Below are 14,309 nucleotides of genomic sequence, written 5' to 3'. Positions count from 1 at the left end.
TTGGTGCAACACATGCACCAGGGTTCCTCCGCCTGAACAGCATCCGCAAACCCTCGGCAGAGCCTACGTATCGCGAGCCGCTGGTGCAACACATGCGCCAGGTATCCTCCGCCTGAACAGCATCCGCAACTGTCAACTGTTAACCGATCGCTAGCCGCCATGCCAACCGATCGAACTTCCTTGATATACTAAACAGACAAGCATAGACTAATCGCCATCCCCCAGACATGCAGCCTACAGATCCTTCCAAATTTACTCTCCAAGCCTGGGATGCAATTACTAAGTCACAGGATGTCGCGCGGCGATTCTTCAATCAACAGTTGGAAGTCGAACATGTGGCGATCTCGTTGTTGGAACAACAGGATCTCGCTCCGAGGATTCTCGCGCGCGTGGGGGTGGATGCCGAAAAATTGGCACGGCAATTGCAGGAATTTACCACCCGTCAACCCAAGCTAAATCGGGTTGAGGATCTATATTTGGGGCGAGGTTTGGATTTATTACTCGATCGTGCCGAAGCTAGTAGAGAGAGCTGGCAAGACCCGATTATCGGTGTCGATCACCTGATTTTAGCGTTGAGTGAGGACGATCGGATCGGGAGACGCTTACTCAAGGCATTTAATTTCGATCGATCTCAACTCGAAGCTGCTATCAGACAGCTTCGCACGACTACCCCCAAACCTACTACTACGGCGATCGAAACTAGTGGTGAGGCGTTACCCAAATATGGTAAGGATCTCACCGCAGCCGCCAGAGCGGGGAAAATGGATCCCGTCATCGGACGCGATGAAGAGATCAAGCGGGTGGTACAGGTACTCTCTCGCCGTCAGAAAAATAACCCCGTCCTCATCGGCGAACCAGGTGTGGGTAAAACCGCCATCGCCGAAGGATTGGCGCAACGGATCGTCAATGGGGATGTGCCCGAATCACTCAAAGATCGCACCTTAATCTCGCTTGATATGGGGAGTCTGATCGCAGGTGCCAAACTGCGCGGCGAATTTGAAGAGCGGTTGCGGGCGGTACTCAAAGAAGTCACCGAATCAGCCGGACAAATCGTCTTATTTATCGACGAACTCCACACCGTCGTCGGTGCAGGTGGCAATCAGGGGGCGATGGATGCCAGCAATCTGCTCAAACCGATGCTAGCACGGGGCGAATTGCGCTGTATCGGTGCGACAACAACTGATGAATATCGCAAATATATCGAGAAAGATCCCGCCCTAGAGCGGAGATTTCAGCCCGTACAGGTGAGCGAACCCAGCGTGGATGATACGATCTCGATCCTGCGGGGACTCAAAGAGCGATATGAAGTCCATCATGGGGTCAAAATCAACGACTCGGCATTAGTCGCCGCCGCCAACCTCTCTAGTCGGTATATTGCCGATCGCTTTTTGCCAGACAAAGCGATCGATTTAGTGGATGAAGCTGCTGCTAAACTGAAGATGGAGATCACCTCCAAACCCGCCGAACTCGAAGCGATCGATCGCCGCGTGATGCAGCTAGAAATGGAGAAGCTCTCCCTCCAAGGTGAAAATCTCCACAGCAACAGCGATCGTACCACCCAAGGACGCCTAGAAAAAATCGACGCCGAGATCGCCCAGCTCACAGTCAAACAAGACGAACTCAATCATCAATGGCAAGGCGAAAAGCAACTCCTCGACGGCATTAAAAGCCTCAAAGAACAAGAAGATCAGATCCGCGTCCAAATCGAACAAGCCGAACGCGCCTACGATCTCAATACCGCCGCCCAGCTCAAATACGTCAACCTCGAAAAACTCCAACAAGAGCGCGAAGTCAAAGAATCCGAACTCGCCGTAGTTCAAGTGCAAGGCTCCACCCTCCTGCGCGAACAAGTATCTGAAAGCGACATCGCCGAAATCGTCGCCAAATGGACGGGCATCCCAGTCAACCGCCTACTGGCTTCAGAGCGGCAAAAACTGCTCCAACTCGAAGCTCACCTCCATCAGCGCGTGATCGGGCAGCATGAGGCTGTCAGCGCAGTCTCAGCCGCGATCCGTCGCGCCCGCGCGGGGATGCAAGATCCCAATCGCCCGATCGGATCGTTCCTATTTATGGGGCCGACAGGTGTCGGGAAGACCGAACTCGCCCGCGCTCTGGCGGAATTCTTGTTTGATAGCGATACGGCGATGGTGCGGCTGGATATGTCGGAATATATGGAGAAACATGCAGTCTCCCGCCTGATTGGTGCGCCGCCAGGATATGTGGGACATGAAGATGGCGGACAACTGACTGAAGCCGTGCGGCGGCATCCCTATAGTGTCGTGTTATTTGATGAGGTCGAAAAAGCTCATCCCGACGTGTTCAATATCCTGCTCCAAGTCTTGGACGATGGTAGAATCACCGACTCCAAAGGTAAAACCGTCAGCTTTTGCAACACGGTGATCGTGATGACGAGTAATATCGCCAGCGACCAGATTATGAGTGTATTACTCAATCCCGCTCGCGACAATACTCAAACCAACGATCTCCGCGAACAGGTGACTAATACCCTGCGATCGCATTTTCGTCCAGAATTTATCAATCGGATCGACGAGCTGACGATCTTTGAACCGCTCAACAAGAGCGAACTTCGGCAAATTGTGACGATCCAAATTCAGGGGATCGAACGGATGTTGGCAGACCAAAAAATCAAAATTCACCTCACCCCAGCAGCCCAAGATTATCTCGCCGAGGTCGGCTACGATCCGAGCTATGGTGCCAGACCCCTAAAGCGCGCCATTCAGCGGGAACTCCAAAACCCGATCGCGACTAAAATCTTGGAAACTACTGTGGGGGCAGGTGATACAATTTTTGTCGATTGTGTCGTTGGCGTTGGCGATAGCCTGCCGTTAGGCACAGCCTCTCTGAAAGAGAATCGATCGTTGACTTTTGGCACCAAACCACTCAAGGTCAAAAAGTCAACGCCAACGGCGATATCGGAGATTGTTTTACCAACGGTTGCAGTTGAAAAGTAGCGGATCGCCCACCCTCCAATCTACATTAAAATATAATCGCCGATGACCATAATTGAGTAAAGCTAAACGATCGAATCACTCAGATCTATTTCAGAGGTGAAGCTATGTTGACAGTCATCAATACGGGTGAAGAGAGAACCTTTCTCCACAATATCAGTTGGCAGCTCTACGAAAGTCTCCTCGCCGAGATTGGCGATGATGGAAAAGCGCGACTGAGCTATTACAGTGGAAATTTAGAATTCATGACTCCGCTACCAGTACACGAAAATTATAATCGTCAGATCGATCGCCTAATCATCGTCATAGCAGAGGAACTCGATCTCAACCATAATGTGTTTGGCTCGATGACGATTAAACGTCCAGATCTCGCAGCAGGGAAAGAACCAGACTCTTGCTACTACTTCGCTAATGAACCCGCAGTACGGGGCAAAACCAAACTAGATTTTACTCAAGATCCGCCACCAGATTTAGCAATAGAAATCGATATTACTAGCAGTTCACTCAACCAACTTGCTCTATACGCGACGTTGGGAGTTGGTGAAGTGTGGCGATATGATGGAGCCGAATTAGTATTTTACCAGTTGCATTCAGCCAAATATGTCGCGGTCGATCGCTCTTTGACATTCCCGATGCTAGCTCCGGCTAGAGTGCTAGATTTTCTCGCAGATTGTCAAAGTGAGGGCGTAAATCAGGCGGTGAAAAGTTTACGCAAGTGGGTTCAAGCGCAGCTCTAACAGTTTGACTCCTCCTCATTCAGGGAGGGCTAGCTGCTCGCTGGCGGTGGCTAATTCGCGCTGAGGAGATATTAGCGCGATTGTCCAGACCAGACAGCGCAACATTAGACTTCCTGCGAAAGTCAGGTTTTAGGCTTTAGGCTTTAGGGGAAGATATGGACGAAAACAGCGGTGCGCTCCCTTGGAGGTTTCCTCCGCATGAAGGCGCAACAAGACAACACTAGCAAAGATTTTGTTTTTACTTTCGCAGGAGGTCTATTGTGTCGATCGACTGCAACACCTTTGCAAACGGTCTAGTAAATTGCTAAACATAGCGAGAATTGATAAACTTGTTCGTATTACCCGACGAATGAGCAATGTGCGATGACTCTCGATCCACTTTCTCAGCAGCCCAGTGAGTCCCCCACACCAGCCTACACAGCTTTATTTCCGATTGTGGGGATTGCGGCATCTGCGGGCGGATTAGAAGCATTTTTGGAGCTAGTCAGCAATCTCCCGATCGATACGGGGATGGCGTTTGTGCTGATTCAGCATTTGGCTCCCGATACCAAAAGCCTGCTAACGGAAATCCTGGCGAAGGCGACACCCATGCCCGTGCAGGAGGTTACTGCTGGGATGAGGGTCGAGCCGAACCAGATCTATGTAATTCCGCCCAATACCAAAATGATCGTCGCGGCAGGTACGCTGCAACTCTCCGCCCGCGAACGAGTATCCGGTCAATATATGCCAGGAGACTCCTTCTTTACCTCGTTGGCGGAGGATTGCGGACACAAGGCGATCGCGATCGTCCTATCTGGTGGTGATGGCGATGGCTCGTTGGGGCTGACCGCCATCAAGGCGGCGGGGGGCGTGACGTTTGCTCAGTGCAAAGATACGGCACGGGTGAACAGTATGCCCAGTCGGGCGATCGCCACTGGGAATGTGGATTTTGTCCTACCGCCTGCCGCAATTGCCGCTCAACTAGTCAGACTCAGCACTGAGCCGATCTTGTCTGCGCCACTGCTCACCCTGGCGGATGAATCTGCGCCGACAGATGGGTTAATCCAGATTTTCGCGCTGCTCAGAGCGGCTACGGGGGTTGACTTTAGCTACTATAAGTCCAGCACGATCTCACGGCGGATTCAACGCCGGATGTTGCTGTTGCGGCTGGAACGATTGGATGAATATGCTTCGTACCTAACCAACGATCCGGCAGAAGTCAAGGCATTGTATCAAGAAATTACGATCCATGTAACGAGCTTTTTTCGCGATCCTGAAGCCTTTGAGCTGCTCAAAACTCAAGTCTTGCCCCAACTGCTCCGCCACAAGTCGCCAGAGTCGTCAATGCGGATCTGGGTACCTGGCTGCTCCACTGGCGAGGAAGTGTATTCGATCGCGATCTGCTTGCTAGAGGTGTTGGCACTAGCAGACACGCCACCACTGCAACGACTGCCGATCCAGATTTTTGCCACCGATATCAGCGATCTGGCGATCGACAAAGCTAGATCGGGGATCTATACCGAGAATCAGATGGTGGATATTTCCCCCGAGCGTCGCCGCCGCTTTTTTAATGCGATCGAGGGCAATCGCTACCAGATCGGGAAGTCGATCCGCGAACTGTGCGTATTTGCCCGTCAAAACCTGGGTGGCGATCCGCCGTTTTCCAATCTCGATCTGATTAGTTGCCGCAATGTATTGATTTATTTGGGCGAATCGCTCCAAAAGCGGATTATCCCGATCTTTCATTACAGCCTCAACTCGACTGGATTTCTACTCCTCGGTACCTCCGAAAGTACGGGTACTTCAGACCTGTTTCATAATATCGATAAAAAGTACCGAATTTATACCAAAAACCTCACTGTCAATCTGCCGACATTTTCACTTACACCCAGCAGTTACCCGGCAGTGAAGCTCCACGATCGCCAGCCACTAACAGCTCCCGCCGATCGGTTTGACCTACAGCAGCAAGTCGATCGGGCGATCGCCGCGCACTATGCACCCACTGGAGTAGTCATCAACAACCAGATGCAGGTACTGCACATGCGGGGCGAGATCGATCGCTACTTGCAACTGCGATCGGGAGTCGCTGATTTCAATATCTTCAAACTGGTGCGATTCTCCACAACTGAGACGACATCCACAGACTTGCGAATCGAACTCCGAGCGGCGATCTATCAAGCGCAACGGCAGGATTGCCCAGTTACCAAGCAGGGAATTGCGATCGAGATCGATCGCCGTATCGATCTTCAGGTGATTCCGTTTAAAGTGCCCACGACTGAAGCATATTGCTTTTTGATATTATTTGAAGAAGCGTTGCCCATCAGGACGATCCAGCCGATTTCCATCGAGCCAGTCAACCCTCAAGGAGATTTGGAGCGGGAAAATATGCGCCTGCGGCAAGAACTCGACGCAGCAATCCTCGAACTTAATACTACGCAAGAGTATCTCGAAGCAGTCATCATCGAACACGAACGCAGTGATAGCGACCTCAAAACCGCCAATGAGGAAATTCTCTCCAGTAATGAGGAAATGCAAAGCACCAATGAAGAGTTAGAAACTGCCCAAGAAGAGATCCAAGCCACCAACGAAGAACTGACCATCACCAACGACGAACTCCGCAGCCGCAATCGGGAACTGTACCGACTCACCAACGATCTCACCAACCTCCTCGGCAGTATCAACATCGCGATCGTCATGTTGACTGACGATCTGCGGATTCGTCGCTTCACACCGATGGCGCAGCGGTTATTTAACTTGCTCCCTGCCGATACTCACCGCCACCTCAGCGATATCCGTAGCAATCTCGATCTGCCCGACTTGGAACAAGCGATCGTCGAAGTCCAAGAAACCCTCGGCACCAAAACTCTCGAAGTCCAAACGCGATCGGGACACTGGTATATGCTCACCATCCGCCCCTACCGCACCACCGAAAATCAGATCGATGGAGTTGTCCTGGTTTTGCACGATATCAACGCCTTCAAGCGCGCTCTTGCCACCGTAGAAGCCGCACGCAACTATGCCGAAGAGATCGTCGAAACCGTCCAAGTCCCCCTGCTAGTACTAGAGTCGGACTTCCGCATCAATAAAGCCAATCGCGCTTTCTACCAAACATTTCAAGTGGAATGGCTCGAAACCATTCGCGCGTCGCTGTTCGAGCTAGGTAATGGTCAGTGGAACATCCCCAGACTCCGACCACTGCTCGAAGGGATCTTGACCGCTACTACCACCGTCGAGAATATCGAGGTCGAGCATCAATTCGAGCAGATCGGTACCAAAATCATGCTCCTCAATGCCGTGAAGATCGCCGAAGTCGGAGCGTCACAGCGGATCTTGCTATCGATCGAAGACATCACCGCCCGCAAGCAGTTCGAGCGCGAAAGCTTGCAGCTCCTGACGGCACAACTAGCCCGTCAAGAGGCAGAGACTGCCAACCGCGCCAAAGATGAGTTCCTCTCCAATCTCTCGCACGAACTCCGCAACCCGCTCAGTGCCATCATCGGTTGGGCGCAACTCCTCACCGCCCGTCAGCTCGATGAGCCAACCGTCAGACGGGCATTGGATAGCATTTATCGGAGTGCGCGGGCGCAGTCACGACTGATTGAAGACATGCTCGATATCTCGCGGATCGACAGCGGCCAACTGCGCCTCAACACTCTGCGGCTCGATCTAGTCTCCGTCGTCAATGCCGCGATCGATTCTGTCCAACTTGCTGCCGATGCCAAATCGCTCCAGATTAGCTCCCGCCTCACCTCCACCATGTTTGTCGGCGATCTCGATCGATTGCATCAAGTGCTGTGCAATCTCCTCTCCAATGCGATTAAGTTTACCCCAACTGGCGGACGCGTCGAAATCACCCTCGTACCGCTCCCAGATCGAGCCGAGATTCGCGTCAGCGATACTGGGATTGGCATCAGTGCCGAGTTATTACCGCACATATTCGATCGGTTCCGACAGGGAGATAATGGCACCAACAAAGCCAACCAGGGTCTGGGCTTGGGCTTGGCGATCGCCCGTCAGATCGTCGAACTGCATGGTGGCACCATCCGCGCCGAGAGTCCTGGCGTCGGGCAGGGCACCACGCTCATCGTCAGCCTACCACAGCGATCGATCCCAGCTCTACCAGCCGCGATCGAGCCAACCACCGTACCCCTACCCCAGCTCACCACCGAGCTACCCTCGCTCTCCAGCTTACAACTCCTCTCCGTCGATGACGATCCCGACCTCCTCGAACTGATGAAATATCTTCTCGAAAGCGTCGGCGCACAAGTGACGAGCGTTACCTCAGCCCGCGCCGCCATCGCCGCTCTCACCGCCGAGCCAGACAAGTACGACGCCCTCCTCGTCGATCTGGGGATGCCAGACGAAGATGGTTTGGCATTACTAGCGCACGTTAGAGGATCGGAGCGAGAATCGATCGCCCAGATCCCTGCTGTCGCCGTCACCGCATACGTCAGCGATCTCCAACGCCGCCTCGCGATCGCTGCTGGCTTCCAGCTCCACTTAGCCAAACCGATCGATCCAACTCAACTGATTCAGGCGGTTGCTAGTTTGACGGGTAGGGGGTAGAGGGTCGAGGGTAAATCTAGGACGTTGTGCGAGGCTAGATCCCCGACTTTTCCAAGCAGTCGGGGATCTGATCGTCCTAACCAAAGAGATCGATGTTACGTTAATTAATAGGTATTCCCTATTCACCATCCACCATTCACCATTCACCCTCCACCCTCATGGCAGCACCCGCACCACTGCATGGCACCGAATTAATCGACTGTGCCCAAGCCAATGCTAAAGAAAGCATCGAAGTAGCCGCCAATCTCTGCGGATATAGTGACGATATCGTCACCTTCGAGCGAGAATTACAAGCCGCCGCTCACCAAATGGGCATCACACTGCATGGTTTTCAAGGTTTGACAAAAAGTTCCGAAGAGGAAGAACCGCTGGGAATTGAAGTCGAACCTGATACTTCCACCGAGCTATGAACGTGCGTAGCCAAAAGCTCGACATCAATCTAAATGACCGCTAAACAGCATCAACCCAACGAGCCGCATGACAAGTTTATCAAACAAGTCGTGCCGATCGTCCTCAAAAATTTATTCGAGAGTCAAACGAGTGTATCCGTTCAACTATCAGAACAACTAGCAGTCGATATTTTATGTACCGCGATTAAGCGCGATCCTCAAGTCACAATTACCTCCGGTAGCTTCGCCAACGATGACTCGTTAGGACTGCTAGGTCGCCTAGTCGCCATTCATCCGACGATTATCATCGAGCATTATAGTAATTATTTAGATTTGGAAGATATAGATTCATGTATTCTTCGCAGTGCCATTTATTGGGAACTAAATAAAAGCAAAGCTGATAATTTACGTAAAATGAGGGTAACAAAAGATTCGGTATCTAGAATTGAGAAATGATATCATAGAAGTATCGATTAAGCACTGTGTCTATCTGGAACAATTTCGATCGGGATTAACTGCGGAGGATCTAAGTTTTATGACTTATGTAAAAGAAGTTGAAGAAGCCTATCAAGACTGGGTAAAAAAAAGACAAGCAGAAGGCAAGATTGAAGGCAAGATTGAAGGTAAGATTGAGTTAGTAAATAAGATGGTGAGGGCTAAGTTTGGCATCGATACTCTGACACAAGATTTAAGCGATCGACTTGCAAAATTAAGCGATCGCCAACTTGATGAATTTACGTCAAAAATTTTTGAGTGGCAGGATCTGAGTGAAATGACAGCTTGGTTACAAGATCTATCAGCTTAATGCAGAAAACTTTGAATCAGCTCGAACCGCAACAGCGGCGGGATTTGCTCGTATTATTTAGTGCGGGCTTATTATTTTGGATTAGTATCGGAGTTTTACTACCAACATTGCCTGCATATCTCGATGCGATCGGCATCAAGCAGCAGCAGATTGGGTTAATTATCGGGGCATTTGCGATCGGCTTACTGGCAACACGTCCGCTAGTAGGGAAGCTCGTCGATACGCGCGGACGCAAGTTAGTATTGCTGATTGGGACGGCAGTAGTCGCGATCGCGCCATTGGGTTACTTAGCGACTACTTCGATCCCTTTATTGGTGATTATTCGAGCATTTCATGGGATTAGTATCGCCGCTTTTACGACCGCTTATAGTGCCTTGGTGGTAGATTTGGCTCCGCCCAAACAACGGGGGGAAATCATCGGTTTGATGAGCCTTACCAACCCTGTGGGGATTGCGATCGGCCCCGCAATTGGCGGCTATCTCCAAGTAGCAGGGCTGTATCGGGAGATTTTTTGGATATCGATCGGTTGTGGAGCAGTTGCCTGGATCGCTACAACTCAGTTGCGCCAACCGTCAAGCACTTTGGCGCAGAAGCTTTCAGAGAAAATCGATCCGCGCGAAATCGAGCCAGTCCCCACTACGTCAATTTGGAAAATCTTAACGAATCCAGCTTTGGGGATTCCAGCATTGGTACTGATGCTGATCGGGTTTCCGTTTGGAGCGATTCACACATTTTTACCGCTCTATATTCAGACGATTCACATCGATTTCAATCCTGGCTTATTTTATACCATTGCGGCGATGGCAAGTTTTAGTGCGCGATCGCTGATTGGCAGCAGATCCGATCGCTACGGACGCGGCATCTTTATCGCGGGAAGTTTGTGTTGTTATACCGCTGGGATTGCTTTTCTGGCTACAGCCAACAGCGAACTGAGTTTCATCTGCGGGGCAGTTTTGGAAGGATTGGGAAGTGGGACTTTGATCCCGATGACAGTTGCGCTGGTATCCGATCGCTCGTTGCCGCAACAACGGGGGCAGGTATTCTCAACCTGTATCACGGGGCTAGATCTGGGGATTGCGATCGCTGCGCCTGTATTTGGCTCGATCGCGCCAGCAGTGGGTTATCCTGGTATCTTTACAATCGGGACGGGGATGGCTGCAAGTGCGATCGTCGTGTTTTCGATCTGGGGCAATCGCAGCTTACAACACTCGATCGGCTTTTGCTTGGGTCGCGATCGCGATGTTTATCGGCAGAATTAGCGATCGATCCTCACTCTCATAACTCATAGCGGATAAGAAGAGCCTAGAGACTGAAGTCTCTGCTCATGATGCAAAGTCCGCCGACGCGGACTGAAATATTAGTCCGCATGAGCCACGATGTTAATCGTTGGTGGCACTAGAACGAAGCCAATATCCTTGACCCGAACTGACCAAATACGGTTCGATTAAGTCCATTTTCTTCGATATTGTCAGTCCGCGAAGGCGGACTTTGCATCACTAGCGGCGGTTTCAACCGCTACCTAACTAGCTAACCGAACCGTATTGCGAACTGACCGATCGACTATCAATTATTTAACGCCTGATATGCAGACTCAGTCACCGCTCGAATTGCGACCAGATCTGGCGGCATCACCAGCTCATCACCACCAGTATTCAACCACAACAGGTACTCAATATTTCCGGCGGGGCCAACCAATGGCGACCAAGTAAGTCCCCGATAATTCCAACCCAGCGATTGTGCTGTAGCCAAGACCCCCAAAATCGCCACTGCTTGCGCCGATAAGTCTCGAACTACTCCATTCTTGCCGATCGCCCCTTTACCTACCTCAAATTGCGGTTTAACCAGCAATAAGAGTTCTTTTGGCGACCCGAGCAAAGATGTCAACGCTGGTAAAACTTTGGTCAGCGAAATAAATGAGACATCAACTACCCCCAGGTCTGGTAAAGTAACTGGATAAATCCCCTCAACTGGCTCACCATAGAGTTCTACTGAGGTGAGATGTCGAATATTCGTCCGTTCGCGTAAGATTAAGCGATCGTCAGTCCGCAGTTTCCAGTCTACTTGCCCGTACCCGACATCAATCCCATAAACTTGCCGTGCGCCAGCCTGCAACAGACAGTCTGTAAAACCGCCTGTCGAGATCCCGCCATCTAGGCAAATCCGATCGCGTGTCTCAATCTCAAACATCGCCAACGCCTTCGCCAACTTCTCACCCCCACGGGAGACAAATCGCGCTCTAGCTTTGACTTCGACCGTTGAAGTCAGTGAGATTGCCGTGCCCGACTTATCTACTACCTCGCCATTTACCCGCACTTCTCCCGCCTGAATCCACCGCTGTGCTAACTGGCGAGATTCACACAGATTGCGCTCTACTAGTAACAAGTCCAGGCGTTGCTTTTTCAACTTAACCAATATCTGTCTGGGAATCGATCTGAGGGGTGGAGCATCTTCTGTGCTAGAGCATCGGTCACTCACATCTATATCACTGTAGCGACTACCCGAGTGCGCTATCACTGGCAAATGAGTGCTGATTTGCGCTCGACCACAATTCCCACAAGTACGATTCTACTCGATCGGGCAAGTGCGTGACGAAGATCCCTTCCGCACGATCTAGATTGGTACACAGCCAATAGCCAGTTAGTCCGATTTCAACTCGATCTAGATCGCAGCGATGCACGGTGACACTTTTAATGCCCTGATTGTGGAGATAAAAATTCACGGCAGTAGCTTCGCAGATCGTTTCTGGCAAAAGAAAATTTGCCCTCTCCGCAGTTGCCAAGAGCGTCTCACCAGTGCTAGTCGCGAAGATCAGCCGCCGCTCGATCCAATCATCTAGATCCGCCGTGAGTAATTCTAGATGTACGGCTGTTTCCGTGTAAATCAATTTCAACATGAAGTTTATGGGGTGATGAAGTTGAGGTGTTGACTCTTGGCAGTAGCTTAAATAAAGATTGTGAGGAATTTGTGAGGAACGGGAGCGATCGCCGCTGGGATCGAGTAGCAATGTATCGCTCGGTATCGGCTCAAGCTGGCAGCTACTCACTATTATTGCTCCCGATCGTCAAGATCGAAATTCTCCCAAAGAATCGTAACTACCTGCCGTTGCCAATATAAATTACGTGAGGAATTTAAGATCGATTTTTGATGCCCGCACACATTCCCGATCGTTTGATATTTACTTGCCCACCACAGCTACAACTACCACCATCCCAATTCCCTAACCAAGCGATTAAAAAAATGACAGATGTTACCAAGTATTGAATAATTAGGAAAGTTGAGCATAATCTTTGCAATTTGGTGCAAAAAATACTACACTAAATACACCACCCTGTTCGTTCAAACTCTCGGAGCAATCACACAATGCACACACTCAAGCGCACCCCCACGACCGAAATGGAGGTTACTAGCATTCGCCTAGAACGCGAACTTAAAGAACGTCTCAAGGAAATCTCCGGTCATCAAGGCTACCAAGCATTGATCCGCGAGGTATTGTGGAAATATGTCCAGCAAAAATCTGGTGATTACCGCCATCGGTTTACCTCTGAAGATATCCGCGCTACCGTTGCGGCAACTGCCAATACCGAAGAACGTTGTGGGATTACAGGTAAAGTTATCGATGCCAATGAACCCATGTTGTTGGGTTTAACCAGCACCTGTGATTTTATTCCGCTCTCACTTGATAGCTTAACTGCTGCGGCTCCAGAGGCAGCCGCCTAGTGGCGCGATGCTATGCTGATTTGCTTCGATCGACTCCAACTCAGCTAGCCGGATCTAGTTTTAGTAACTAGTTTTCCATCCGATCTCACTAAAAAATCGATCGACATAATTGCTGATTTTAGCAATTATGCCGATCGATTTTTGCAGATATTTGAGCGATTAGTTACAGATCGCGTTCGCTGATTTCACGAGTCATATGGTCGAACGGTGCATCCACACAGCTAGTATCAGTCGCCCCAGCTAGAGCCAATCGATCCTTGATTGCTGACTTCATAATTTGAATCCCTCGCACTGTCGGTGCGATCGGCGTACCTAAAGAATTATACGTCTCTCGCAAGCCTTGGAGCACCCGCTCATCCAAGACGTTGGTATCTCCAGCGACGATCGCATAGCTAGCATACCGGAGATAGTAATCCAGATCCCGCAGACATGCTGCATAACGCCTGGTGGTGTAAGCATTACCACCAGGACGGATCAACTCTGGTAACTCTTCAAATAATTGCAAGCTGGCTTGCTTGACGATCGCGGCTGCATTGGCATTGATGACTCCCGCAGCAGCAATTCTCGCCGCACCAGTATCAAAATATGATTTTAAGCTATCGATCGCGTTCCGGTCTAAATAACGACCTGTTATATCGTAATTTCTAATGAGATTTGTTACAGCATCCCGCATGAGATCGTCCCAACAATAATTCTTTTATCGGTTTATCAGTATCGCAGAAAATGGCACCCGTACGGCATAGCCGCGTTACAATTCGCAATTGTCCAAGTCTAGACCTGGGGTAGCAAATCGCAACTAGCGACGACCGATCGCTAACTGAGAACTACTACCGCTTTTCGCCCAAGGATTCAACCAATTGAATCCACTACCAAGCGGGGAAACCAAGTTCAACTCTTCAGGATAACGGGGTTGGGGATCGTTGGCTAGCACAACTGGGGGTACCATACTGGGATCGTAAGCAATGACTGTATCGACGATCCCCGGACGGTGCTTGATTTCGACTCTTTGTCCAGGGCGATAAATTGCCATTTCTTGCGCTTCGCCCCAGGTTGCTTGCTCCGCCATTGCTACGATCCCCGTTATATTACTGATTAAGTTTACTTATCTGATGATAACTAAAATTATCTAACAATAAAATAGAGTTTG

General features: G+C 50.5%; 13 protein-coding genes. 9 read left to right on the top strand and 4 right to left on the bottom strand.

From position 1 onward, the window contains the following. Positions 1–227 precede the first annotated feature (227 nt). From clpB to ACEW9I_RS13965, 7 genes are all read left to right on the top strand, one after another. On the top strand, positions 228–2,972 hold the full coding sequence (gene clpB, locus ACEW9I_RS13995) for an ATP-dependent chaperone ClpB (protein ID WP_373540943.1): 2,745 nt from the start codon (positions 228–230) through the stop codon (positions 2,970–2,972). A 104-nt stretch (positions 2,973–3,076) separates the two neighbouring features. Continuing rightward, positions 3,077–3,706, top strand: coding sequence for a Uma2 family endonuclease (locus ACEW9I_RS13990; protein ID WP_373540942.1), 630 nt, complete (start codon positions 3,077–3,079; stop codon positions 3,704–3,706). Positions 3,707–4,069: 363 nt separating this feature from the next. Further along, positions 4,070–8,251, top strand: a complete 4,182-nt coding sequence (locus tag ACEW9I_RS13985) for a chemotaxis protein CheB (RefSeq protein WP_373540941.1) — start codon at positions 4,070–4,072, stop codon at positions 8,249–8,251. A 158-nt stretch (positions 8,252–8,409) separates the two neighbouring features. Then, entirely contained in the window at positions 8,410–8,661 is a 252-nt protein-coding gene (locus ACEW9I_RS13980; protein ID WP_373540940.1) for a hypothetical protein, read from the top strand. A gap of 33 nt (positions 8,662–8,694) precedes the next feature. Beyond that, complete coding sequence (locus tag ACEW9I_RS13975; RefSeq protein ID WP_373540939.1) at positions 8,695–9,096, top strand: hypothetical protein; 402 nt, start codon at positions 8,695–8,697, stop codon at positions 9,094–9,096. Positions 9,097–9,175: 79 nt separating this feature from the next. Next, positions 9,176–9,445, top strand: coding sequence for a DUF4351 domain-containing protein (locus ACEW9I_RS13970; RefSeq protein ID WP_373540938.1), 270 nt, complete (start codon positions 9,176–9,178; stop codon positions 9,443–9,445). Continuing rightward, the gene (locus ACEW9I_RS13965) at positions 9,445–10,704 is read left to right on the top strand and encodes an MFS transporter (RefSeq protein WP_373540937.1); all 1,260 of its coding nucleotides are present in this window, start codon (positions 9,445–9,447) and stop codon (positions 10,702–10,704) included. The genes ACEW9I_RS13970 and ACEW9I_RS13965 overlap by 1 nt, the downstream gene beginning before the upstream one ends. Before the next feature lie 304 nt (positions 10,705–11,008). On the opposite strand, the gene ACEW9I_RS13960 is transcribed toward ACEW9I_RS13965, so the two are convergent. Both ACEW9I_RS13960 and ACEW9I_RS13955 read right to left on the bottom strand, forming a co-directional pair. Further along, a complete protein-coding gene (locus ACEW9I_RS13960) occupies positions 11,009–11,848 on the bottom strand; it encodes a TlyA family RNA methyltransferase (protein ID WP_373540936.1) in 840 nt (279 codons plus the stop codon). Positions 11,849–11,939: 91 nt separating this feature from the next. Further along, positions 11,940–12,338: an alr0857 family protein gene (locus ACEW9I_RS13955; RefSeq protein ID WP_373540935.1), complete on the bottom strand. Its 399-nt coding sequence runs from the start codon at positions 12,336–12,338 to the stop codon at positions 11,940–11,942. Positions 12,339–12,367: 29 nt separating this feature from the next. On the opposite strand from ACEW9I_RS13955, the gene ACEW9I_RS13950 reads away from it, so the two are divergent. Beyond that, entirely contained in the window at positions 12,368–12,559 is a 192-nt protein-coding gene (locus ACEW9I_RS13950) for a hypothetical protein (protein ID WP_373540934.1), read from the top strand. Positions 12,560–12,805: 246 nt separating this feature from the next. Further along, positions 12,806–13,162 carry a hypothetical protein gene (locus ACEW9I_RS13945; protein ID WP_373540933.1) on the top strand — a complete coding sequence of 119 codons (357 nt, stop codon included), beginning with the start codon at positions 12,806–12,808 and terminating at the stop codon, positions 13,160–13,162. A gap of 163 nt (positions 13,163–13,325) precedes the next feature. On the opposite strand, the gene apcB is transcribed toward ACEW9I_RS13945, so the two are convergent. Next, positions 13,326–13,835, bottom strand: a complete 510-nt coding sequence (gene apcB / locus ACEW9I_RS13940) for an allophycocyanin subunit beta (RefSeq protein ID WP_373540932.1) — start codon at positions 13,833–13,835, stop codon at positions 13,326–13,328. A 123-nt stretch (positions 13,836–13,958) separates the two neighbouring features. Continuing rightward, positions 13,959–14,228 carry a hypothetical protein gene (locus tag ACEW9I_RS13935; protein WP_373540931.1) on the bottom strand — a complete coding sequence of 90 codons (270 nt, stop codon included), beginning with the start codon at positions 14,226–14,228 and terminating at the stop codon, positions 13,959–13,961. Positions 14,229–14,309: the final 81 nt, after the last annotated feature.

The sequence above is a fragment of the Chamaesiphon sp. genome (assembly GCF_041738855.1).
Taxonomy (GTDB): domain Bacteria; phylum Cyanobacteriota; class Cyanobacteriia; order Cyanobacteriales; family Chamaesiphonaceae; genus Chamaesiphon.
Note: the sequence above shows the minus strand (reverse complement) of the source record. Positions and strands in the feature narration are given on the sequence as shown.

Coding starts and splice junctions, on each gene's coding strand:
- clpB (WP_373540943.1), top strand. CDS start 228: ATGCAGCCTACAGATCCTTCCAAATTTACTCTCCAAGCCTGGGATGCA.
- ACEW9I_RS13990 (WP_373540942.1), top strand. CDS start 3,077: ATGTTGACAGTCATCAATACGGGTGAAGAGAGAACCTTTCTCCACAAT.
- ACEW9I_RS13935 (WP_373540931.1), bottom strand. CDS start 14,228: ATGGCGGAGCAAGCAACCTGGGGCGAAGCGCAAGAAATGGCAATTTAT.
- ACEW9I_RS13975 (WP_373540939.1), top strand. CDS start 8,695: ATGACCGCTAAACAGCATCAACCCAACGAGCCGCATGACAAGTTTATC.
- ACEW9I_RS13955 (WP_373540935.1), bottom strand. CDS start 12,338: ATGTTGAAATTGATTTACACGGAAACAGCCGTACATCTAGAATTACTC.
- ACEW9I_RS13980 (WP_373540940.1), top strand. CDS start 8,410: ATGGCAGCACCCGCACCACTGCATGGCACCGAATTAATCGACTGTGCC.
- ACEW9I_RS13985 (WP_373540941.1), top strand. CDS start 4,070: ATGACTCTCGATCCACTTTCTCAGCAGCCCAGTGAGTCCCCCACACCA.
- ACEW9I_RS13945 (WP_373540933.1), top strand. CDS start 12,806: ATGCACACACTCAAGCGCACCCCCACGACCGAAATGGAGGTTACTAGC.
- ACEW9I_RS13965 (WP_373540937.1), top strand. CDS start 9,445: ATGCAGAAAACTTTGAATCAGCTCGAACCGCAACAGCGGCGGGATTTG.
- apcB (WP_373540932.1), bottom strand. CDS start 13,835: ATGCGGGATGCTGTAACAAATCTCATTAGAAATTACGATATAACAGGT.
- ACEW9I_RS13970 (WP_373540938.1), top strand. CDS start 9,176: ATGACTTATGTAAAAGAAGTTGAAGAAGCCTATCAAGACTGGGTAAAA.